Genomic DNA, 22,437 nt, shown 5'->3' with positions numbered 1-22,437 from the left:
TGTCCTGATGGTTGCCCTAAAACGATTCCGCGCGACCGGTCCCTCGTTCGCTGATCTCGTTCCATACGCCGGCCTGGTCGATAACGGCGTCCTGCTGCTGAAGGACGGCAGCCTGATGGCCGGATGGTATTTCGCGGGTCCGGACTCCGAAAGCGCAACCGACCTCGAACGCAACGAGCTCTCCCGGCAGATCAATGCGATCCTCTCGCGTCTGGGGACAGGCTGGATGATTCAGGTCGAGGCGATCCGGGTGCCGACGGTCGAATATCCGACGCCGGACCAGTGCTACTTTCCGGACTCTGTCACCCGTGCGATCGATGCCGAGCGCCGTGCTCATTTCGGGCGGGAGCAGGGGCATTTCGAGAGCAAGCACGCGATCATTCTCACCTATCGACCACTCGAGTCGAAGAAGACCGCGTTAGCCAAATACATCTACTCGGACGAGGAGAGCCGGAAGAAATCCTATGCAGACACAGTGCTATCAGTGTTTCGAAACGCGATCCGGGAAATCGAACAGTATCTGGCCAACACCCTGTCGATCGCCCGCATGCAGACCCGCGAAGTTCGCGAGAGGGGAGGGGAGCGGGTCGCGCGCTATGACGACCTCCTGCAGTTCGTTCGTTTTTGTATCACGGGGGAGAGCCATCCGGTCCGGCTGCCGGAAGTCCCGATGTATCTCGACTGGCTGGCAACGGCTGAGCTGGAGCACGGCCTGACGCCAAAGGTAGAGAACCGGTTCCTCGCGGTTGTCGCCATAGATGGCCTGCCTGCCGAGAGCTGGCCCGGCATCCTCAACAATCTCGACTTGATGCCGCTTACCTACCGCTGGTCGTCGCGCTTCATCTTCCTTGATGCGGAAGAGGCACGCCAGAAGCTCGAACGCACGCGGAAGAAATGGCAGCAGAAGGTTCGCCCATTCTTCGATCAGCTTTTCCAGACGCAGAGCAGATCGGCCGATCAGGATGCCATGACCATGGTCGCCGAGACCGAAGACGCCATCGCTCAGGCTTCGTCCCAGCTGGTTGCATACGGCTACTATACACCGGTCGTGATCCTGTTTGATGAAGACCGCGACGCCCTGCAGGAAAAGGCGGAGGCTATCCGCCGGCTGGTCCAGGCCGAGGGGTTCGGAGCACGTGTCGAGACCTTGAACGCGACAGATGCGTTTCTCGGGAGCCTGCCGGGGAACTGGTACGCCAATATCCGTGAGCCGCTGATCAACACGAGCAACCTAGCGGATCTCATTCCATTGAACTCGGTATGGTCGGGAAATCCGGTGGCGCCGTGCCCGTTCTACCCACCGAACTCGCCGCCGCTGATGCAGGTGGCTTCGGGCTCAACCCCGTTCCGACTGAACCTGCATGTCGACGATGTCGGCCACACCCTGATCTTCGGACCTACAGGTTCGGGTAAATCGACCCTGCTCGCCTTAATCGCTGCGCAGTTCCGCCGCTATGATTGTGCCCAGATTTTTTCCTTCGACAAGGGCAACTCGCTCCTGCCCCTGACGCTTGCTGCCGGCGGCGATCACTACGAGATTGGCAACGACCAAAAGGGGGAGGGGAGAGCGCTGGCATTCTGCCCGCTCTTCGATCTTTCGACAGATGGCGATCGAGCATGGGCGACCGAGTGGATCGAAACGCTTGTCGCCCTGCAGGGCGTTACCATCACGCCGGACCACCGTAATGCAATCTCTCGCCAGATCGGGCTGATGGCGACAGCACCCGGAAAGTCGCTATCGGACTTCGTCAGCGGCGTGCAGATGCGCGAAATCAAGGATGCACTCTATCACTATACGGTCGATGGCCCGATGGGTCAGCTTCTCGACGCGGAAGAGGATGGCCTGACGCTTCGAGCGTTTCAGTGCTTCGAGATCGAGCAGCTCATGAACTTGGGCGAGCGTAATCTGGTGCCCGTCCTCACCTATCTCTTCCACCGGATCGAGAAGCGGCTCGACGGCTCACCTAGTCTTATTCTCCTCGACGAGGCTTGGCTGATGCTCGGCCATCCCGTGTTTCGCGACAAGATCCGGGAATGGCTGAAGGTTCTCCGCAAAGCCAATTGCGCGGTCGTTCTGGCGACGCAATCCATCTCCGACGCTGAGCGCTCCGGCATCATCGACGTGCTGAAGGAATCCTGCCCGACCAAGATCTGCTTGCCGAATGGCGCTGCGCGCGAGCCGGGCACGCGGGAATTCTACGAACGGATTGGCTTCAACGAGCGTCAGATCGAGATCGTTTCGGGTGCCATCCCCAAGCGCGAATACTACGTCGCCACGCCAGACGGACGGCGGCTCTTCGACATGTCGCTCGGGCCAGTGGCGCTGAGCTTTGTTGGCGCCTCCGGAAAGGAAGACCTGAAGCGGATCCGCGCACTGAAGGCGGAATACGGCCAGAACTGGCCTACGCATTGGCTTGAATCGAGAGGAGTTCACGATGCCACGTCGCACCGCAACGTCCAATAACTGGATCGTCGCAACGATAACCGCAGCGATCGCGCTGTCGCCGATTGCATCCGCCCGCGCGGGATCTGCAACGGGCGCTGCCACCGAATGGACGCAGCTCGCCAACAATGCGCAGCTTATCGACCTTCTGAAAAGCTCCGGCCTGCAGGTCGATAACCAGCTGACCCAGATCACGCAATTGGCAGAGCAAATCCAGAACCAGCTGAATATCTACGAGAATATGCTGCAGAACACCGCGCAGCTCCCTGACCATATCTGGGGCCAGGTCGAAAGCGATCTCAACCGTCTGCGCAGCATTGTCGATCAGGGGCAAAGCATCTCGTTTTCGATGGGCAATGCCGACGACGTCCTTCAGCAGCGGTTCAAGAGCTATGCGGATCTGAAGACCAACCTGCCCAGCGCCGAAACGTTCTCGACCACATACCAGTCTTGGTCGGACACGAACCGGGACACGATCGGCAGCACGCTGAAGGCGGCGAGCCTGACAGCGGATCAGTTCGACACGGAAGAAGGCACGATGAGCTCGCTGCGATCCATGTCGGTGTCGGCCGACGGCCAGATGAAGGCCCTCCAGGTCGGACACCAGATCGCAGCCCAGCAGGTGTCCCAGATGCAGAAGCTGCGCGGTCTTGTTTCCCAGCAGATGACGATGATGGGAACGTGGCTCCAGGCCGAACAGACGGACAAGGATCTCGCGCAGGCCAGGCGAGAGAAATTCTTCAATGCCGACGTTACCACGATCCCGAGCGGTCAGAAGATGGAGCCACGCTGGTGAGCCGCACGGTCGTGATCGTCATGGTGCTGGTCATGGTCGCTGCGGCAGCTTCCGCCACCACCATTTATTTCGTCCAGGCCAATGCCCCAGCAACAGGGATGAGCGAAGAGCAACGCGCCACCCGCGAGAAATTCTTCGGCACAGCGAAAGAGCTGCCCCCAATCGAAAAAGGTCAGGAGATGCGGCCGAGATGGTGAAGCGCAATCTTGAGCAGGCGTTCTTACTCGCAGGCATAGCCTGCCTGGTCTTGGCGACTCCCGCGTTCGCGCAGCATGGACAGGTTCTGACAGAGCTCGAGAACCAGGTTTCCGCTGCCGCAAAGGGATGGGAGACAACCATCATGGACGCGGCAAGGTCACTGTTCTGGATCCTTGCGGGGATCGAGGTCGGCATCGCTGCCGTGTGGCTCGCTATACAGGCCGCATCCCTTGAAAGCTGGTTCGCCGAACTCGTCCGGCGGATCATGTTCATCGGCTTTTTCGCGTTCGTTCTCACCCAGGGGCCAACGCTTGCGAGGGACGTCGTGAATAGTCTCTACCAGATCGGCGCGGGCGGTGGATCGGCCTCACCAGCCGAGGTGTTCGATGCCGGGATACGGGTCGCGTCGCAGATGTCCGAGCAGGCCAAGTTCGGCGTATTCGAGGACAATGCGCTTGCGATCGCCGCCGTCCTTGCGATGGGGGTTGTCGTGATTTGCTTTTCGCTCGTTGCCGCAATCTTCGTCGCAGTCATGGTGGAAATGTATGTGGGGTTGCTCGCCGGCATGATCATGCTCGGTTTGGGTGGCTCGTCCTTCACCAAGGACTTCGCCGTCCGCTACCTGGTCTATGCCTTTGGCGTCGGTATGAAGCTCATGGCACTGGTCATGATCGCGAAAATCGGCTCGGAGGTCCTTCTCGGCCTGGCGAAAGCGCCGACAGCGGATAGCGATCAGTTCATCACGACATTGGCTATCGCCGGCATTTCAGTCGTGGTGTTTATCATCTCGATGTACGTGCCAACGATTATCCAGGGGGTCGTTCAAGGCGCGTCTGTCTCTGGCGGCATGGAAGCCATCCGCCATGGTGGACAGGCCGCATCATTCGCGCTTGGAGCAACGTCGCTTGCGACCGGCGCCGTCGGAGCCGGAGGCGCGGCAGCTCAATCCGCGCGCGCAGCCGGATCCTCCGTGGCAGGCGCAGCACTCCGCGGCATGGGAGCCGGGATTGGGGCCGCCGGGAAAGCTGCCGGCTCGGCTGCCAAGGAAAAGGCAATCGGTTCACCAGGAGCCTACGCCGGTTCGATCATGGGGCTTGCCAACGCCAAGCTCGATCAGAGCCGAACTGAACAAAGCGGCCCCAAGACGCCGCCAGAACGAAACGACAAGTAATCATCAGAAAGGCGACAAGCGATGGCAGCAAACCGGCCGCCCGACAGCCCCTACCTTGCCGCGCGGCAGGAATGGACGGAACGATATGGATCCTACGTCCAGGCCGCGCGCGCGTGGCGGATCGTCGGCATTCTCGGACTTTCGATGGCCGTGATCGGCTTCACCTATGCCATGTATCTCAGCACACAGGTCAAGCTCGTGCCCTACATCGTCGAGGTCGACAAGCTCGGCACCTCGGTAACGGCAGGCTTCCCCCAGCAGATCGAGTATGCCGACGCCCGCGTCGTCCGTGCGACACTCGGCAACTTCATCACCAGCTTGAAGTCGATCACGCCCGACGCGGTGGTGCAGAAGCAATACATCGACCGGACCTACGCGCTTCTCAGGACGTCCGATCCTTCGACCCAGAAGATCAATGCCTGGTTTCGCGGCAATTCGCCGTTCGAAAAGGCCAAGACATCGACCATCGCCATCGAGGTCAACAACATCGTCGCGCTCTCCAACCAGACGTACCAGATCGACTGGACTGAATATGAACGCGACCGCAAGGGCAAGGAGACCGGCACACGCAGGTTCCGCGGGATCGCCACGGTCGCGCTGACTGCGCCACAGGACGAGGCGATCATCCGCCTCAACCCGATCGGTCTTTATGTCCAGGACTTCGACTGGACCGCACAGCTTTAAGGGCAGGGGATTTACATGCACAGAATAGGATTGATCGCGGCCGTCGGCTGCATGGCCGGGCTTGTCCTTGCGGATTGCGCAGTCGCACAGAGCATGACGTCGAACGAGGTGAAGGGGACCAACATCTCGCGAAAATGGCGGGGAACGCCGGGTCTGGTCACGACTGGGCCAGATGGGAAAGTGATCTTTCTGTTTGGCGAGACACAACCCTCTGTAATCTGCTCACCACTTCAGGTCTGCGATATCGAGCTGCAGGGCGGTGAGATCGTTCGTGATGTGCTTGTCGGCGACACGGTCCGTTGGAAGGTAGAGCCGGCGACATCTGGAGCAACCGGCGGGCAGGCGATCCACCTGATCGTAAAGCCGTCGGAGGCCGGCCTCGTCACGTCGATGGTCGTCACGACCTCTCGCCGGACCTATCATATCCAGCTCAAATCCCATCCCAGCCAATATATGGCTCGGATCGGCTTCGAGTATCCAGAGCATGCGTCGACCAAGCTGGCCGATATCAATGCCCGCCTAGAGACCGGCGGCATTCCGGGAGCCGCTCCAGATAAGCTGAACTTTTCCTATTCAGTCAGTGGCGGAGCCTCTTGGCGACCAAAGCGCGTCTATTCCGACGGAACCAAGACCTACATCCAGTTTCCCCGGTCGATCTCCGGGCAGGATGCACCGGTGCTGTTCGTCGTCAGCGGCGGCCAGAACCGTATCGTCAACTATCGCATGAAGAACGACATGATGATCGTCGACTACGCCATCGATAAGGCCGTGCTCGTCTCCGGGGCCGGCTGGCGCCAGCAGAAAATCATGATCCGGCGGGGAGGTTGACCGATGAAGAAGACAATAGTCGCCATCATCGTCACTGCCATGCTTTCCGGTTGTCAGACGGCGGATGATACGCTGACCACAAGTTCCACCCCGATTGCCGTCACCGGCGCCACCGCAAGCGCGATCGCCGGCGACATGGCAAGCCGCCTTGTCGAACAGGTGAGGCCAGCCAGTACCACAACCTTCAAGATGGAAAAGGACACGTCCGAATACGCCGCCGCACTTGAAGCCGCGCTGAAGGGATGGGGATACACAGTCATAGCCGATGGGAAAGTCGGCAAGGAACAGAAGCCAGTCGAGGTTGCATGGTCGATCGACAGTTTCGACGGACAGGTCCTTGCACGGATCAGCACGCCGGCCATCGCTCTCGGTCGCGCCTATACCGCGACATCCGCGGGCGCGACGCCCGCCAGTCCACTTTCGATCATGCAGCGAAACTGAGGGGAGGGGAGAGCATGGTTCAATCGCTCCAGCTCGGCACGACGGGCAGTGCTGACGATCAACAGAGCATGCGGCGCCTCAATCGCCTGCCAATCATCGTCGCGATTGTCATCATCGTTCTGTTCTTCGGCGTCGTGATCATCGGCCTGTCCTGGCGTGGCCTCTCCTTCAATCGAGAAAATGAACTCGACAGCACCTCCGCTTCCCCGGCGACCACGTTTGGCGATCAACTGAAACGTGGGGTGTCAGACGGCATCATAGGCGAACCAGAGCAACGCGAAGTGTTTCAGCCAACGCCCATCGTTGTCGAACGCGAGCCGGTGAGAGAGGCCGTCGTAGAGCGGCAGAATGAGGTCCGGAGTGAACGCCGATCGCAACTCGAGCCGGAAGCCGAGTGGAAGGCCCGGCTGAAGCGGGAACAAGACGAGCAGATTCTCCGCGAAGCGCAGCGTCAGAGGATGGCAAGCCTCCAGGCACGGGCGACAGCGCTCGATTCTCCGCTTAAGGTTGACGTTTCCGAGGTCCAGAAGAGCGCTTCCGAAACCAGAACTGACGCCCGCCAACCGCTCAATGCCACGACGAACAGTGCATCCGACCTCTACAGCGCTGCAATGAAGTCCGGTTTGCTCGGACAGAACGTTGATCAAAACGGACAAACCTCGAAGGAGGACTTCTTTAATCAGGACACCAAGGATCTTGGTTACCTGCCGAACCAGGTGGTCCCGCAGCTCTCGCCCTACGAGTTGAAGCGTGGATCGGTGATCCCGGCCACGATGATCACCGGCTTGAATTCGGATCTTCCGGGCAGGATTTCGGCACAGGTCAGCCAGAACGTCTATGACAGCGCCACCGGCTACAGGCTGCTCATCCCCCAAGGAGCAAAGCTGTTCGGTCGCTACGATTCCAAAGTGTCGTTCGGTCAGGAGCGCGTGCTGGTCGTCTGGACCGACCTGATCTTCCCCAACGGGACGACACTTCAGATCGGCGGCATGTCCGGCACGGATGCAGAGGGGTATGGCGGCTTCAAGGACAAGATCGATCGGCACCTCTGGCGCACGTTCGGCTCTGCCGCGCTCGTTGCCATCATCGGAACAGGCATCGACATGTCGATACCAGAAAGTTCGACCCTGGCCACGCAGGATACGGCTTCAGATGCCGCGAGGCGGAACTTTGCCGAGAGTTTTGGCCGAGTAACCGAGCAGACGATCTCAAAGAACCTGAATGTACAGCCGACCATCAGGATCAGGCCGGGTTACAAATTCAATATTCTTGTCGATCAGGATATTGTCTTTCCAAGGGGTTATTCAAACGCAGGGTAGTCGCGAAATCGGCAGACGAAACGTGGCACGTCCAGCCGCGATCGCTCATTGCTAGCTTCAGGCGGTTTTCGACACATCGTGCTGAAACGCTTGCAATGACAAAAACTCAGTTCCCTTTGATTGTCGGCTACACCAAGTGACGTAGCCCGGTGTTTGCGAGCATTGACCAGTTGCAGTGTTGAAAGTCGTATCTCATCATGATACATATCCCATATGATCCGGTCATTCAGAGGCAAGGTGACCGAACAGGTCGCGCAGGGGCAGAACCCAAAGGGCTTTCCCGCTGATTTGTTGAATGTGGCGCGGCGCAAGCTGGTCATGCTCGATAATGCCGCCGTTCTTGACGACTTGCGCGTGCCGCCTGCCAACCGGCTTGAGGCCCTGAAGGGTGACCGGGCCGGCCAGTATTCGATCCGCGTGAATGACCAGTTTCGGCTCTGCTTCCGCTGGGTTGACGGAAATGCGGAAGACGTTGAATTTGTCGATTACCATTGAAGGAGATAGCCATGACACTACTTGCTTTCGCTATCCATCCCGGCGAAATCCTCGACGAAGAGTTCTTGAAGCCGCTGAACATGACCGCTGGTGCGCTGGCCAAACGCCTCGATGTGCCGCGTACCCGTATTGAGCGGATCGTGAAGGGTGACACGGCCCTTTCGGCTGACACAGCGTTGCGGCTCTCTGCCTTTTTCGGCAACACGCCCGAGTTCTGGCTGAATCTGCAACGCGCCTACGACCTCGCCCAGGCGAGCAAGGTGGTCGATGTGTCGCATATTCGCCCGCTGGCAGCCGCTTGAACGTCTGCGAGAGCGTGGACTTGCCCGGCGCATGGGCCACCGACTTTCGTCTAGTGCACTGATAGATTTCAGCTATCTTACAAAAAAAATAGGAAATTGTTTCTGGTAGAGATATCTGAATTCGTCCGCCAATTCCGCATCTAAGGCATCGAGAGCGGAAAGCGGTTGAATTTCCCCACGCTGGATTTCTTCTTGCGCGTTCAGCAACGAACGCATCGCATATTTGCGATTTTCGATGCGACCCATATCCTTGCGGATAAGCGCGCACCCATATTCACTTGGGGTCATGAACTGAATTCTCCCGCTTGCCCGCATCTAATCCGTCAAATTTATATACAGATTGCCCGGTATTCTCGTGAAGCTCGTTTCACATTTGACGGCGATGGGATTGTCGCCGGTCCAACATCGAGACGTCAATAAATGAAATTATCTCGCATAAGAACGCGAGAACCCCGCCCAGCCTCGAATGAGGCCCGCCATAAATGCCCTACGCGATCGAGAATGACACGCCCCATCATTGTTTGTTCGAAATAGACATTCCTCGGGAATGTATGGGACGGCAAGCCACGATTTTCCATCATATCATGGTCGTCGACCCGACATTGGTGCGCAAGTAATGGGTTTTCAGATCCTCAGATACCCAATCCCGTCAGTGACCTCGATTTTGGTGCCAACGCTTCGTGAGTGCTCCTGAAACCGGCGCAATATCTTATCGGCATGCGCACCCTGCGCGACTTCGGGCACCAGGCGATCTTCCAGTGGATTGCCAGCCATGGCCTCGGCGCCGCCAATGATCACTGGATGGAACGTCATTTCGACCAATTGTCCGTCATCACCGAACGAACAAAGACCAATGACACTTTCCCATACTTCTGGCGCGCCCCATCGTGAACCAGCGGATTTCACATGGAAGATGAAATTCCCGAGGCTGTAGAAGATTGGCCGCCCCCGATAGATTGCGACGGGCTGCAGGACGGGAGCGCCATGGCTGACAAACATCGCGGCACCCGCATCGATACAGGCTCGGGCGACGGCGCCGACCCAATCGGGAACCTGAGCCCAGACCGGTGCCCAGTGATGATGGTGTAGATAGGCGATGACCAGAGCGCCTTCATCTGCCGCGGATCTGATCGTTGCCAGATTCCGCGACAGGTCCTGTTCATCGATTTTGACATTGCGACCAAACCGGTCAGCGCGGCGAAACACGGCGCGCGCGATGCAAACTTCGGTATCCGGGTCGACATGCGGCGCGTCGTCAGGCTGACTGTCATTCGCAAGATCCATCGACGTGTAGTCGACCCGATCACGCAGGATCTGCAGTCGCTCGAATGTCTCTGCGTCGACATCCACGACCTTACTCAGCTTCAGCCGATTGATCCCAGGGCGTTCAGGGCGATCCGTCGCGGCGTCGGCGGCATACATGAAATCCGGCCCCGGCCCACCATCCATGGCGACGAGTACCACCTTCTTATCCCCAAACGTGCCCTTTGCCGCTCGCCCTGCATCCGTGTAGTTCCGACCAATTCCCGCGTGAAGAAGGCCGCGTTTCTCCACCTCTTCGAGCGTTGAAAGGACGCCGGCCGGCCCGAGGTCGAAGGCATGATTGTTGGAAAGCGAAAGCCCCTGAAATCCCATGGCCCGAAGCGCGTCGAGCACGCGAGGTTGGCTGCAGCCGAACACCCCGCCTTTCAGCGGCCATCCGCCATGGCTACCAAGAATGGTGCTCTCGAAATTGGTGAACGCGAAATTAGCCCGACGCAGTATCTGCTCCACTTCGCCGAACCCTGCCGTTTTCACGTCGCGCGTGTCATGTTTGATCAGCGATTGTCCGGTTACGGCGATTGTGAACGTTTTCGTCATGACAGACCTTTCCTCGCCACGTTGGGACGCAGCGTGTGCATAGAGATTTTGAGTGTTGTGTTGCGGTGGTGCGGTAGCGGCGGACGGCCAGAAGGCCGCGACCGTCAATGGGTAAACCGGCTCGACCGTGCTTCGATCAGCCCGCGCGTGTAAGGGTTCTGCGACCGTGCAAAGATGAAGTCCGAGGAACCGGCATCTTCGACCTGTCCATTCCGGAAAATGTAGATTGAGCTGCAGAGCGCCTGAACGAGTGCGAGATCATGCGAGATGAAGAGCATCGATACGCCCTGCTCGATCACACACTCTTTCAGAAGCGCCACGATCTCGGCTTGCACCGAGACATCGAGTGCGGAGGTCGGCTCGTCGGCAACGATGATGCGCGGCCCGGCGAGAAGGGCGCGTGCGATACAGACGCGTTGTTTTTGCCCTCCGGACAATTGATGTGGGTATCGCGTTACAAGCGGCTGAGCCAGTTGAAGACGATCCAGCATGCCTGCAATCAGCGCTGCCGGATCGCCAGCCTTCGCGTTGCCGAACCGGACACTTTCCCGCAGGGTCTCACCGATCGTCATGCGCGGATTGAGGGAAATGGCTGGATCCTGAAAGATCATCTGCACCTGGCCGAGCAGACCACTCCTGTGACCAGGGCGGGCGACGTCAAAGTTCATGTCGTCGATTGAAAGCGTCCCATCGTTTGCGGTCTCGAGGCCAGCAATAATCCGGCCGATCGTGCTTTTGCCACTGCCGCTTTCACCGACAATACCGGTAATGGCACCACGCGTGAGTTCGACAGAGACGCTCTCGAGCGCAACCTTATCGGCCCCCTTGCGAAGCCAGCCAAGCCCACTTTCGGAAAACGTCTTCGTGACGTCACGCACAACCAGGATTGGCGAGGCTTGAGCTCCAACCTCAGCGCGAGCGTGCTCATCCGGGGAGGAGGCTAAGGTCTCAGCCTTATTCGGTGCGCCGCGCTGATCTGACAACCGCAGTCGCGGCACGGCTTTCAGAAGGCTGCGCGTATATTCCCGTGACGGAGCATCCAGAAGTGCGGCGGTGAAACCCTGCTCAATGACCTCGCCGCAACGCATTACGACCACCCGGTCCGTGATGTCGGATACGACCCCCATATCATGGGTCACAAGAATGATGGACACGCCGGTCTCATCGACGAGTTCCCGCAGGAGAGCCAGGATCTGCTTCTGCACGGTCGCATCGAGTGCAGATGTCGGCTCGTCTGCTATGATGATGTCGGGCGCTCCGGCAAGCGCGATAGCGATCACGATACGCTGACGCTGGCCACCGGAGAATTGATGAGGATAGCTGTGGTAACGTTCCCGCGCATCAGGAATGCCCACCCGTGTGAGGAGGTCAATCGTCACCTCATAGGCTTCATCGCGCAGTGTCTCGTCGATACTGGCGAGAATGGCTTCTTCAAGTTGAGGACCAATCGCCATCAGGGGGTCAAGCGAGGCGGTGTGGTCTTGAAAGATCGCCGATATCCGCCGCCCTCTGATTTTGGTCCATTGGCGTTCATCCATATCGTCAAGCAACATGCCATCAAACAGGATCGAACCTGCCACACGTTCGAATTCGGGGTTGAGCAAGCCAAGAATGGCATTGCCGAGGGTCGACTTGCCAGCACCGGACTCACCAATAAGACCCAGAATCTCGCCGCGCCGAAGGGTCAGGCTGACATCTTTCAAAATTGTGGTAGCGCCTGCCGGTGAGCGATGCCGCAGGGTGAGATTGTCGACCTGAAGCAGGGAATTGTTTGCGTTGTCACACACCATGGGAGCGGCTCCTCGGATTCAGCCGGTGACGAATGTCCTCGCTCGCAAAATTGATGCTTGCGATAAGGGCGAAGAGAGCAATGCCGGGGAAAAGGCTGATCCAGTACTGACCGGTCAACAGGTATTGAAAGCCGTTCGCCACGGTCGAACCGAGTGAAGGCTTGTCGACGGGAACACCCAATCCGAGAAACGACAGGGTCGCCTCGAGAGCAATGGCGTGCCCCAGTTCGATCGGTATCAGGGTGATCGCCGGTGCCATGCTGTTCGGAAGGAGATGCCGCAGAATGACGCGCCTCTTCGGCAAGCGAAGCAGGCGTGCCGCGTCCATATAGGATTTACCGATTTCGCTAAGCGCAACACCGCGTGCCAACCGGGCATAGGTCGCCCATTGGACGATGACGATCGCCAGGATGATGCGATCGATACCAGGACCAAGCGTGACGATCGCGATCAAGGCGACCAATATGGTAGGAAGGCTAAGCTGGAGGTCAACGACCCGCATGATCACCGCATCAACCCACTTGCCAAAATAGGCCGCACTGACGCCCAATGTCAGTCCGATGAAGGCCGCGATCAGCGTGCTGGTGATCGAGACGAACAGGCTGATACGCAATCCATAAAGGATGGTGCTGACAATGTCCCGCCCGAGACCATCGGTCCCGAGCCAGTAAACGAACCCGCTCCCGGAATGGGTGCCAGGTGGTGAGGACGCCTCCCAAGCCTGGATCTGCAAGGGATCATAGGGATCTTGCGGCGCGATGAACGGTGCCGTCACGGCAACGATGAAGTAGCTCGCTAGCAGCAATCCGGACAGGGTGAAGCAATACTCACGTCGCGACTTCCAAAGCAATCGAAGTGTCTCTGTCGTCATGGGGTTCTCCTCATGTGGAAAGACGCACGCGCGGATCGAGCACGGCATAAAAGAGATCGACGAGAGCGTTCAGCCCAACGAAGACAACGGAAACGAAGGTCAGCGTCGCCATGACGACGGGCCGATCCAGGAGCTGGATGGAATCGATCAGGAGCTTGCCGACGCCCGGCCATGCGAAAATGGTTTCCACCACAACGGCGAAAGCCAGCATGCCGCCGAACTGCATGCCGATAATCGTGACGATCGGAATGCTGATGTTGGGCAGGGTGTGTCTGAACAGGATACGCTGAGGTGACAGGCCCTTGGCGCGGCAGAACCGGATGAAGTCCTGGCCTTCAACTTCGATCGCGCCAGCACGAGCAAGCCGCGCGATCAATGCGATGTTCGGCAACGCCAGTGCGAGGGCCGGCAGTGTCAGGCGTCGCCATCCATCTGAGGTGAGGGCGCTCCATTCCATGCCAAACCAAACAGCCGTTGTGCCGCGACCGCTCGCAGGGAACCATCCGAGCAGAATGGCGCCAAGCAGGATCAGCATCATGCTCAGCCAGAAGGAGGGAATGCTCAGGGCAAAGACGCTGGCCCTGAGAACAACGCGATCGAACAGTCCGCCCTGGTGACGTCCCGCCACCAGACCAATCAAAGTACCGCAAGGCGCTGCAATCAGCATTGCGATTACAGCGAGTTCGAATGTGGCAGGCAGTTTGCTCATGACAAGCGAAAATGCCGGCAGATGATAGATGTACGAGGTCCCGAAGTTGCCGCTGAGGACATTCTTCATGAACAGAAAATACTGCCACCAGAACGGCTGATCGAGGCCAAGCGCGATTGTTGCGTTTCGAATGTCGTCAGGCGTCGCCGTCTCGATATTGACGATGTTGAAAACGGGGTTGCCGACGCTGTGAATGCCGGCAAACGCGATCACCGACATGACGAGAAGGAGAAGGAAGGCTTGTGAAAGCCTTCCAATAACAATGGTCATCATCGGTGACCCCTCACTTGCTCGAGGGGGCCGCCTGCATGGCGGTTGTCCATCCACGCGGATGGACTGCATAGGAGCTGACCTTCTGGCCATGTCCGACGATCAGGTGAAAATGATAGAGGGGCAGGGTGGGATAATCGGCCATGACGAACTCAGTCGCCTTGGCCAGCGCCGCATTGCGATCGGGGCCGTCTTCCATGGTCATTGCCTTGGCCAGCATGGCATCGAATTCCGGGTTCTTGTACTTCCCGAAATTCAGCGACCCCGTTCCGGCACCCGTATCGGCGGAGCCCAGAATGGCGCCGAGGCAGAAGGTGACGGCCTCGCCGGAGCAACCGCCATACCAGGCGGGGTAATCGCCGTTCGAACGCTTCGTGGTGTAGACGGAAAAGGGTGAGACGACCGGCTGGACATTCACACCGATCCGGGCCCAGTTTTGCGCAATCGACTGCAGGGACTCGCTGTCGCCGGGGTAGCGACCGCCGGGTCCGGCAAGCACGACATTGAAGCCATCCGGAAATCCGGCCTCCGCAAGAAGTGTCTTTGCACCTTCATAGTCTGGCGGCGTCACCTTCAGGTTTTCAGACGTACCAGCCAGACCGGGCGGGAAGATCTGTGCTGCCGCGGTGCCATAGCCGAGCAGGATCTTGTCCGCGATGAAAGCGCGATCCGAGGCCATGGTGAGAGCCTGACGGACACGCTTGTCCTTGAAGGGGTTCCCGATTTCCTTGCCGGCCTTGTCGGTGACACCCGGCAGCTTATCTCGGTCGAGATCGAACTGCAGGAAATTCGAGCGGGCGGCGGCGGTGCTTTCAACCTTGACGCCACGCTGTTCGAGGCCCGCCACATCGCGAGCCGGAATATAGTCGGCGACGTCGACATCACCCGTTGTCAATGCCGCGACACGCGCCGCCGGGCTTTCGATGACGCGAAACCGCACATTCGACCATGCCGGTGCTGCACCCCAATAGGCATCGTTACGCACCAGGTTCAGGGTTTCGCCCGATTGCCAGCTTTCAAACTTGTAGGGCCCGGTACCGACAGGCTTGGCTGCGGCATTCAGCGCCTCGGTGGTCGCGAAACCATCCGCCTTGTGCGGCATGATGAAAATCGGTGTCATCATGAGCGGCAAGGTCGGAATGTCGTTGGTCGTTTCGATGACAACGGTCAACGGATCGGGTGCCGTAACGGACTTGATCGCCTGGGTGTAGGAGCGATAGCCGCCGCTTGGTGGTTTCAGAAAGTCGCGGATTCGCTCGATCGAGTAAATGACATCCTGAGTGGTGAGGGGCGAACCATCGTGGAACTTGACGCCCTCCCTCAGCTTGAACTCCCATTGCGTTTGCGACAAACGCTTCCACGATGTTGCCAGCTGCGGCTGCGGGTTCATCTGTGCATCCTGGGTGACGAGATGCTCGTAGATATGGGACAGCAGGGAGTTGGTTTCGCTGAGATCGGCATAATGCGGGTCGAGCGTCATCAGCTTGAACTGCGTTCCCACGCGCAAATCCTCCGCTAATGCGACCGTCCCGAAGAGGCCTCCCGAAGCCGCTACGACGAGCGCCACGGCAAATACGGACGTGCGAAATTGATGCTTGAAAGCCATTCTCATGTTCCCTTGTTGATTTTTAGCGTCCGACCTGCCGCAATGAAGGGGCTTTCACCGCGCACGTAACCGCGACCACGGAACAGATGCCCCGGGCAGGCCGGCAAAATACAGCCGGCAGGACGATGCGACCTGTTTGCAGCGGGCTACAAAAAGAGGCGGTCGTTGCGTGTGGAAAGGTTTCTTTGGATAATTGCAGGCAAAGTTCTGCTATTCTCAGAATCAGCCATGATCCGAGCTCCTACCAGCTTGATTGTGGTTAGGTCAGGTGGCGTGCTCCAACACGCTATCTGACTGCTTGCAAGAAAAGACCTACAGGAAGACCCTATGCCGCGCAACCAAAATCACCATCGTATGGTGATATGAAGCCAATTCAATGTAAGCTCGCGCGTACCGCGTTGGGATGGGGTGTTGTGGAGCTTGCTAAAGCTGCAGGCGTTTCGACGCAGACAATTGTTCGGCTTGAGCGTGGAGAAGAACTACGCGAAAAGACGCTCGCACGCATTCAAGAAAAGCTGGAAGAAGCCGGTATCGAGTTCATTCCGGAGAATGGTGGCGGTGTAGGCGTGCGGTTTCGGAGTCCAAGCTGAGCCGATGTAAATCGGTAAGCGGCGAGCGACCGCAATGGGGCCGCAAGCTGTCAGTCCGGTTCCGATGAGCAAGGTCGAGAAAGTAGACATCCACATAGCATTCGAAACATGAACCACCGGTTCGAATCTCCTCCGGCGGACCGCACGCGACGAACATGAGAACCATGAGATTGTCGTGACCAACGGGCGTAGTCTCGCCTCCGCGTAACTTGGTGACGCAAAACGTGCGCAGATCATGTCGCTGACTAGCCGAGACCCCGCGTTCCGGCTCCCCCGAACAGGATCCGGGTTGGCACTAGAACCCAGCAGACGCAGGCGAGGCAGGCTCAGGATTGCGAAATAGTTATCCCACAGAATATCGGTAAACGCATGACGCCCACTTGCCTCTTAGATACCTTGCAAAAAATTTCTTGCCAGCCAGGGTTGTTTCTTAGATGCTCCGCGACGACGTGGGTTGGGTAATATTTCTACGTCAATTATGCGGTCGTCTGGAGATAATATCGCGGGCGGAGTGGTATTGGGGGAAATCGCTTGATCACCGACATCGAGATCGCCAACGTGGCGACCTATCCGGCCACTGGCGAGCGGCTGACGGACCTGAAGAAGATCAACTACCTGTTCGGTCACAATGGCTGCGGCAAGACGACGATCTCGCGCGCGGTCCACGACCCGTCGATCTGTGCGGGATATACTGTCAATTGGCGCGACGGACGCGAGCTTGCGACATTGGTCTTCAACCGAGATTTCGCCGAGGCCAGCTTTGGCGACCAGATGCAGGGCATCTTTACGCTCGGTGAGGATTCGACCCGGGCGGTGGCGGAGATAGAACGCCTTACGGGCGAGATCGCAGGACTTGATAGCGACATCGTCAACCTGCGCCGGAATCTTGTGGGAGAGGACGGTACCGGCGGCCGCGAGGCCGAACTTGCGGCAGCGCGAGCAGCACTGATCGATGCGTGCTGGAAGTCGCAGATCGACCACAAGGACGCGTTCATGGACGCCTTCACGGGCTACCGTGGCAAGAAGAGCGACTTCTGCACGAAACTGTTGGCCGAGGCAGAGCGTAACATTTCGAAGTTGAAGACGCTGGACGCCCTGACAGCGGAGGCGGCGACCGTCTTCCAGGATGCCGCGACGCCGGAGATCGCGATCGCTCCGATTTCCTTTGACCGCTTCGCGGGTCTGGAGGCTTCTCCGATCCTCGCGCGCAGCGTTGTGGGCCGCGACGACGTGGTCGTGGCCGCTCTCATCGGCCGCCTTGGCAACAGCGATTGGGTCAAGCAGGGCGTTGGATATCTGGCCGAGGCCGACGGCCCATGTCCATTCTGCCAACAACCAGCACCCGCCGGACTGCTTGATGATCTCAACGCGTTCTTCGACGAGCAGTATGAGGCTGATCTCGCCTCAATTGACCTTCTCGCGGCGTCGTATGAGCAGGCTGTCAATGCCGTCATCGCCCGCATTGACGCCCTCATTGCGGCGCCACATAGGTTTGTGGACGCAGTCATCCTCGGCGAACGCTCCGCGGCGCTGAAGACTGCTTTCGAACTCAACATTGAACGCATTATGGCGAAACGGAAGGAGCCGAGTGGTGTGGTAGAACTAGACGCTACGGTCGAGTTGACGGCTGCGATCACCGCCCTGATTGCAGCCGCGAATGATGCAACGGAGCAGTATAACACCACCATCCGCAACCTCGCGAGTGCGAAGTCGGCGCTGACCGCGCAGATATGGAGGTTTGTCGTCGAGGAACGACGCACGGATCTCGAAACCTACCAGACCACGGCCAGCAATCTTAACCGCGCGATCGACGGTATGCGTCGCAGCATGGGCGACAAGACCACGCGGCGAGCGGACCTAAGACGCCAACTTTCCGCGATCGAAGAGACGATCACAAGCGTTCGCCCGACGGTCGATTCCATCAATCGGATACTCAGCCAGTATGGCTTCTCCAACTTCCGCCTCGAGGTGGCTGGTGAGCGCGACGACATGTATCGCCTTGTTCGACTGGACGGGAGCGATGCAGCTTACTCCTTGAGCGAGGGTGAGCGCTCTTTCATCACCTTCCTCTACTTCTATCACCAACTAGCTGGCAGTACCTCGTCCACCGGCACCGCAGTCGAGAAGGTTGTGGTATTCGACGATCCCGTCTCGAGTCTCGACGCTGACGTCCTGTTCGTCGTCAGTGCGCTGATCCGGAAGGTCATATCCGACGTGCGGCAGAATGTAGGCAACGTACGGCAGGTGTTCGTGCTCACGCACAACATCTACTTTCACAAAGAGGTCAGTTTCGACCGAGAGCGCCGTGGCCAGGCGCGGTCGTTCGAGACTTTCTGGATCGTTCGGAAGCGCGAGAATGTGTCCTCGGTCACCCACTACGATTACAACCCGGTCAAGACCTCCTACGAACTGCTGTGGGATGAGGTGCGCAACCCAGACCGACCGAACCTCACTATCCAGAACACGATGCGTCGGATCGTCGAGAACTATCTGACCGTGCTCGGCGGGCTGAAGCAGGACGAAATCGTTGCACTTTTTGAAGGGCGCGACGCCCAGATCTGTGCCTCGCTATTCTCGTGGATCAACGACGGATCGCACAGCTCGCACGACGATATCTACGTTGCCGTCGATGACAATGCCGTGCAAGGCTATCTACATGTGTTCAGAGAGGTGTTCGAGCGCACAGGGCACGGCGCGCACTACCGGATGATGATGCGCATCAGCGAGGACGATTCGCAAGATGACGGAGTGATTGCGGTACCTGTGGATGCAGCCGCGGCTCCTCCCGCTCGACTTGCCCCGCCTACCCAAGCTCCCGAGCAACCAGTTGGTGGATAGGAGATGGCTGGCCCGGTCTCGATCGATAAGGCGTGGTGGGAGCATCTTACCCCAACCTCGATGCACAGGCTGCGCGGGGAGTTTGAGCAGCGGCTACGCACCTGGTGCGAGACGGACTACGGTAAGTTCTGGCTTAATAGCGCGCGGGAGCCAGGTGGCGTGATCCGGATCAAAGCTGGCGACGTCGTCCCGGATTTTCACATGGTCGCGATGCGTAACGGCTTGAATTTCGTCGTGCCGCAGGAGCGCATGCGCGAGGGACACCGGAACGTGTCGATCGGCATTGACGAATATAGGTCTGGTAAGCCTCAACAAGCCGGCGAGCTCATACTATCGCCCGTGATTCGCCTCGACCTCGTGACCGACCTCGCGCTCATGGCCGCGGCGCGCAGATTCGACATCAACATGCCGTCCGCAGGCGTGACAGAACCGAGCATCCTGTTCTCGGCACCTGCGCACATCCTCATCGCGCCGAATGGCTGGCCGAAGAAGTCGTTCGTCCTCTACCAGCATATCTTCGGCGAGGGCGGCTCCTACCCCGTCGATGGCTACTTCTACGTCGGCATCACGACGCGGAGCTGGAAGACCCGCTGGGCCGAGCATCGGCGCGCGATGCGCAAGGGCAGCAACCTGCTGTTTCACCGAAAGCTGCGGGAGGAACTGGAGGCCAAGCGAGTGACCTACATCCACCACAAGGTGATGGCTGTTACGACCGACGCCGAGGCGCTTTACGAAGCGGAAGAAGCGCTGGTGCGCGGCCATTGGGAGGACACTAGGCGGCTCAACATGATCCCGGGCGGTCGGGCAGGGTACCGCTAACTTCAGCGTGCAGGCTTGGTCGACCTAAGTTTGGAGGATACGCTATAAGCAATGTCGGCTTTGAGGAAGTCGCGAATATCGGTCGAACCGCCGAAATGGCGGCGCAAAGCTGCCGGTTCACGCTGGATCCTATCGGCGGCTCACGTCATCACGCTTTGGCTTGCGCCTGTATTCGCCGGCAACGTTTTTGAATGCTGTGGGTAACCTTCTCAATAACCCTCGTTGGATCGGCCGCAATGGCAGCAATTTGCGGGGCCACATCCTCGCAAGTGGCGCTGACAAGCTCTGCAAGTTCGTCGACACGCCGGAGAGTCGATGCGCCGCTTAATCCGGCTTCATCCGCCAACGCCTGCCAATCCGCTGGCTGCAAGTCCGATGCGGTGAACCGTCCGGCAACCCCCTGCGGCAGGCTCTGATCAACCTGATGGTAAACCGCCGCACACATCAGGTCATAAAGAGGCGCCAACTTGGCGGATCCACTGGCCCCTATGAGAATGGAATAATTCTTCGCGTGCGAATCCGAATTACAGATCAGCACATTGAAAATCACAGCGTCGAGAAGCTTTGAGCGTTCGGCAGGGGAAACAAGATCGCTGATGGCGTCGAACATCATTTTCAGGGTTACTCCGCCGCCTGCTATCGATCGTTCGTATTTTTGCGACGGGAAATGGCCCGTTAGCTGGCAGAGATCTTCCTGATGCAGGCGACGGATTTCTCCTTGCACGTCTGTGAAGCGATCATAGCGCTTTACAAGCAGATAACGTCGCTTACCGCTTACACCAATGGTCGCATCCGCAGCCTCAAGGCCGCAGGCACTTGCGAGAGCAAGACAGAAAGCCTCATTTTCAACGCTTCCGGCCAGATGCCGGGTGTCCGGTTTTAAGATGTGCGTAGACGGTGTGCCGTCGACCGGAATTGAAATCCCACCGCCTTCATCAACGAAGACAGGTAATTTCTCCTGGACGCCTGCGAGCGACATGGATACGCCTCGCTCCCCCACCAGGAAGGGCTTGGCGGGTAGTTCGTTCAAAATGCGTTCCAGTGCAACCGCATCCGGCACGGGTTGAAGGTGAATGCCCGGCTTTCGAGGCTCACCAATTGAAAGGGCGCCTGCGGTGTCGCGTCCAATGTGACCGAGCAGCCCGACGATGTCCTGCGGAGACACCTTCAATCGTTGGCCGATTTCGGCAAGGTGTGTTTCCGGGAGGAGATTGGCGAGCCAGGGTAGCAACCTATCGGCGCCAACAGGACCAGAGCGCAGCGGCATGGTCAGGGAAACAGGAAAAGCCGAGCGGCGCGTCTCCCAGCTATGGTCATAGTTCAGGCGCCATTCGCCTGCGAAAGCCAGATGGGCAACTGGAAAAGTCTCGTAAAAGATGGTCGTCATCGACCATCCCCGAAAGTTGGCAAGAAACCAAGACCATCATCAGATGAGGATGAAGCCGCCCGCGCTGTCTTGAGATCGCCAATCTCAAGACCGACAGTGCGCGCAACGATCAACGCCTTTTCGAGCTGACTGCTCGGCTTTCCGGATTCGAGTTCGACGATGAAGCGCTCCCCCGTACCGGAGCGCGCGGCAAGCTCGACCTGGGTCCAGCCGAGACCTTTCCGTTTTTCGCGGACAGCAGCTCCGAATTCACGCGCAGACCGAAACATTTAACACTCCAGCGAAGACTTACCGTACAGTAAGTTTTTGAGGGATTCAATGACAATCTTACCGAACAGGAAGAATCGCTGACATCCACGCAAGATCGTCCTGATCGGGAAGCTTTAGAACCGTAGTGGGAGCCCACGAACGGGGGCGGTCGTGCATACGCTTTCCTCAAAAGACAATGTTTCCGTTGCAATCACGACGTCAGACGCTGCTTAGCAGAAGGCTTGTTTCGCTGTTGGACACGCCATCGATCATGCGGATTTCACGCAGCACGCGATCGAAGTCGGAAAGACTGCCCGCACGAATATCAGCCACCAGATCCCATTTGCCATTGGTGGTATGGAGCGAAGCGATTTCCGGTATGCCGCGCAGCTTGCGGATGACCTGCGTCGTCGATTTTCCCACGACTTCGACCATCATCACGGCGTGAACCCTTCGGTCGTCATAGTCCTCGCGTATCCGCACCGTGAACCCTAGCAGCGTTCCGGTTTCCGTCAGCCGGTCCAGCCGGTTCTGCACCGTGCCGCGCGCAACGCCGATTGCATCCGCCAGCTTTGCAAGGGAAGCACGTCCGTCGCCACGCAGATGCGCGATGATGCGACGGTCGAGTTCATCGGGAATGTATTTGGCAACGTCCATTTGCTTCACTGTCATTTATGGCAACTGATGTGGTCATTTTGATTATTTCTCTGTCGATTTAAACACTTTTTTGCGATTTTTGTTGAACATGCGCCGCGTTAGCCTTGGCGAATA

22 protein-coding genes are annotated in these 22,437 nt (G+C 58.4%); 13 read left to right on the top strand and 9 right to left on the bottom strand.

Going from position 1 to position 22,437, the window contains the following annotated elements:
- The first annotated feature begins 7 nt into the window (after positions 1 to 7).
- From GGQ66_RS08505 to GGQ66_RS08460, 10 genes are all read left to right on the top strand, one after another.
- Positions 8 to 2,464 carry a conjugal transfer protein TrbE gene (locus tag GGQ66_RS08505; RefSeq protein ID WP_183791400.1) on the top strand — a complete coding sequence of 819 codons (2,457 nt, stop codon included), beginning with the start codon at positions 8 to 10 and terminating at the stop codon, positions 2,462 to 2,464.
- Positions 2,436 to 3,239, top strand: coding sequence for a P-type conjugative transfer protein TrbJ (gene trbJ / locus GGQ66_RS08500; RefSeq protein ID WP_183791398.1), 804 nt, complete (start codon positions 2,436 to 2,438; stop codon positions 3,237 to 3,239). The genes GGQ66_RS08505 and trbJ overlap by 29 nt, the downstream gene beginning before the upstream one ends.
- A complete protein-coding gene (gene trbK, locus GGQ66_RS08495) occupies positions 3,236 to 3,436 on the top strand; it encodes an entry exclusion protein TrbK (RefSeq protein ID WP_183791396.1) in 201 nt (66 codons plus the stop codon). Before trbJ ends, trbK begins: the two co-directional genes overlap by 4 nt.
- On the top strand, positions 3,430 to 4,608 hold the full coding sequence (gene trbL / locus GGQ66_RS08490; protein WP_183791394.1) for a P-type conjugative transfer protein TrbL: 1,179 nt from the start codon (positions 3,430 to 3,432) through the stop codon (positions 4,606 to 4,608). The genes trbK and trbL overlap by 7 nt, the downstream gene beginning before the upstream one ends.
- A gap of 21 nt (positions 4,609 to 4,629) precedes the next feature.
- Positions 4,630 to 5,292, top strand: coding sequence for a conjugal transfer protein TrbF (locus GGQ66_RS08485; RefSeq protein ID WP_183791392.1), 663 nt, complete (start codon positions 4,630 to 4,632; stop codon positions 5,290 to 5,292).
- Positions 5,293 to 5,307: 15 nt separating this feature from the next.
- Positions 5,308 to 6,120, top strand: a complete 813-nt coding sequence (gene trbG / locus GGQ66_RS08480) for a P-type conjugative transfer protein TrbG (RefSeq protein WP_183791390.1) — start codon at positions 5,308 to 5,310, stop codon at positions 6,118 to 6,120.
- Between the two features lie 3 nt (positions 6,121 to 6,123).
- Positions 6,124 to 6,561, top strand: coding sequence for a conjugal transfer protein TrbH (gene trbH, locus GGQ66_RS08475; RefSeq protein ID WP_183791388.1), 438 nt, complete (start codon positions 6,124 to 6,126; stop codon positions 6,559 to 6,561).
- Between the two features lie 14 nt (positions 6,562 to 6,575).
- On the top strand, positions 6,576 to 7,880 hold the full coding sequence (trbI, locus tag GGQ66_RS08470) for an IncP-type conjugal transfer protein TrbI (protein WP_183791386.1): 1,305 nt from the start codon (positions 6,576 to 6,578) through the stop codon (positions 7,878 to 7,880).
- A gap of 213 nt (positions 7,881 to 8,093) precedes the next feature.
- A complete protein-coding gene (locus GGQ66_RS08465; protein WP_183791384.1) occupies positions 8,094 to 8,375 on the top strand; it encodes a type II toxin-antitoxin system RelE/ParE family toxin in 282 nt (93 codons plus the stop codon).
- A gap of 11 nt (positions 8,376 to 8,386) precedes the next feature.
- Positions 8,387 to 8,677 carry a HigA family addiction module antitoxin gene (locus GGQ66_RS08460; protein ID WP_183791382.1) on the top strand — a complete coding sequence of 97 codons (291 nt, stop codon included), beginning with the start codon at positions 8,387 to 8,389 and terminating at the stop codon, positions 8,675 to 8,677.
- A gap of 72 nt (positions 8,678 to 8,749) precedes the next feature.
- On the opposite strand, the gene GGQ66_RS08455 is transcribed toward GGQ66_RS08460, so the two are convergent.
- The 6 genes from GGQ66_RS08455 to GGQ66_RS08430 form a co-directional block, all read right to left on the bottom strand.
- Positions 8,750 to 8,965 (bottom strand): hypothetical protein, encoded by a 216-nt coding sequence (locus GGQ66_RS08455; protein WP_237358831.1) that lies wholly within the window; start codon positions 8,963 to 8,965, stop codon positions 8,750 to 8,752.
- A gap of 336 nt (positions 8,966 to 9,301) precedes the next feature.
- Complete coding sequence (locus tag GGQ66_RS08450) at positions 9,302 to 10,537, bottom strand: CapA family protein (protein WP_183791378.1); 1,236 nt, start codon at positions 10,535 to 10,537, stop codon at positions 9,302 to 9,304.
- Between the two features lie 104 nt (positions 10,538 to 10,641).
- Entirely contained in the window at positions 10,642 to 12,327 is a 1,686-nt protein-coding gene (locus tag GGQ66_RS08445) for an ATP-binding cassette domain-containing protein (protein ID WP_183791376.1), read from the bottom strand.
- Positions 12,317 to 13,198, bottom strand: coding sequence for an ABC transporter permease (locus tag GGQ66_RS08440; RefSeq protein ID WP_183791374.1), 882 nt, complete (start codon positions 13,196 to 13,198; stop codon positions 12,317 to 12,319). Before GGQ66_RS08440 ends, GGQ66_RS08445 begins: the two co-directional genes overlap by 11 nt.
- 10 nt (positions 13,199 to 13,208) lie before the next feature.
- Entirely contained in the window at positions 13,209 to 14,180 is a 972-nt protein-coding gene (locus GGQ66_RS08435; protein ID WP_183791372.1) for an ABC transporter permease, read from the bottom strand.
- A gap of 10 nt (positions 14,181 to 14,190) precedes the next feature.
- Positions 14,191 to 15,783 (bottom strand): ABC transporter substrate-binding protein, encoded by a 1,593-nt coding sequence (locus GGQ66_RS08430; RefSeq protein WP_183791370.1) that lies wholly within the window; start codon positions 15,781 to 15,783, stop codon positions 14,191 to 14,193.
- A gap of 362 nt (positions 15,784 to 16,145) precedes the next feature.
- On the opposite strand from GGQ66_RS08430, the gene GGQ66_RS08425 reads away from it, so the two are divergent.
- The 3 genes from GGQ66_RS08425 to GGQ66_RS08415 all read left to right on the top strand — a co-directional run bounded on the left by GGQ66_RS08425 (position 16,146) and on the right by GGQ66_RS08415 (position 20,030).
- Positions 16,146 to 16,373, top strand: a complete 228-nt coding sequence (locus GGQ66_RS08425) for a helix-turn-helix domain-containing protein (protein ID WP_183791368.1) — start codon at positions 16,146 to 16,148, stop codon at positions 16,371 to 16,373.
- Between the two features lie 531 nt (positions 16,374 to 16,904).
- Entirely contained in the window at positions 16,905 to 19,211 is a 2,307-nt protein-coding gene (locus GGQ66_RS08420) for an AAA family ATPase (RefSeq protein WP_183791366.1), read from the top strand.
- A 3-nt stretch (positions 19,212 to 19,214) separates the two neighbouring features.
- Positions 19,215 to 20,030, top strand: a complete 816-nt coding sequence (locus tag GGQ66_RS08415; RefSeq protein WP_183791364.1) for a GIY-YIG nuclease family protein — start codon at positions 19,215 to 19,217, stop codon at positions 20,028 to 20,030.
- Positions 20,031 to 20,178: 148 nt separating this feature from the next.
- Here GGQ66_RS08415 and GGQ66_RS08410 read toward each other — a convergent pair whose 3' ends face one another.
- The 3 genes from GGQ66_RS08410 to GGQ66_RS08400 all read right to left on the bottom strand — a co-directional run bounded on the left by GGQ66_RS08410 (position 20,179) and on the right by GGQ66_RS08400 (position 22,323).
- A complete protein-coding gene (locus GGQ66_RS08410) occupies positions 20,179 to 21,417 on the bottom strand; it encodes a type II toxin-antitoxin system HipA family toxin (RefSeq protein ID WP_183791362.1) in 1,239 nt (412 codons plus the stop codon).
- On the bottom strand, positions 21,414 to 21,686 hold the full coding sequence (locus GGQ66_RS08405) for a helix-turn-helix domain-containing protein (RefSeq protein WP_183791360.1): 273 nt from the start codon (positions 21,684 to 21,686) through the stop codon (positions 21,414 to 21,416). Before GGQ66_RS08405 ends, GGQ66_RS08410 begins: the two co-directional genes overlap by 4 nt.
- 199 nt (positions 21,687 to 21,885) lie before the next feature.
- On the bottom strand, positions 21,886 to 22,323 hold the full coding sequence (locus GGQ66_RS08400; RefSeq protein ID WP_183791358.1) for an Lrp/AsnC family transcriptional regulator: 438 nt from the start codon (positions 22,321 to 22,323) through the stop codon (positions 21,886 to 21,888).
- Positions 22,324 to 22,437: the final 114 nt, after the last annotated feature.

Origin of the sequence: Allorhizobium borbori (genome assembly GCF_014196535.1) — a bacterium.
GTDB lineage: Bacteria > Pseudomonadota > Alphaproteobacteria > Rhizobiales > Rhizobiaceae > Ectorhizobium > Ectorhizobium borbori.
Note: the sequence above shows the minus strand (reverse complement) of the source record. Positions and strands in the feature narration are given on the sequence as shown.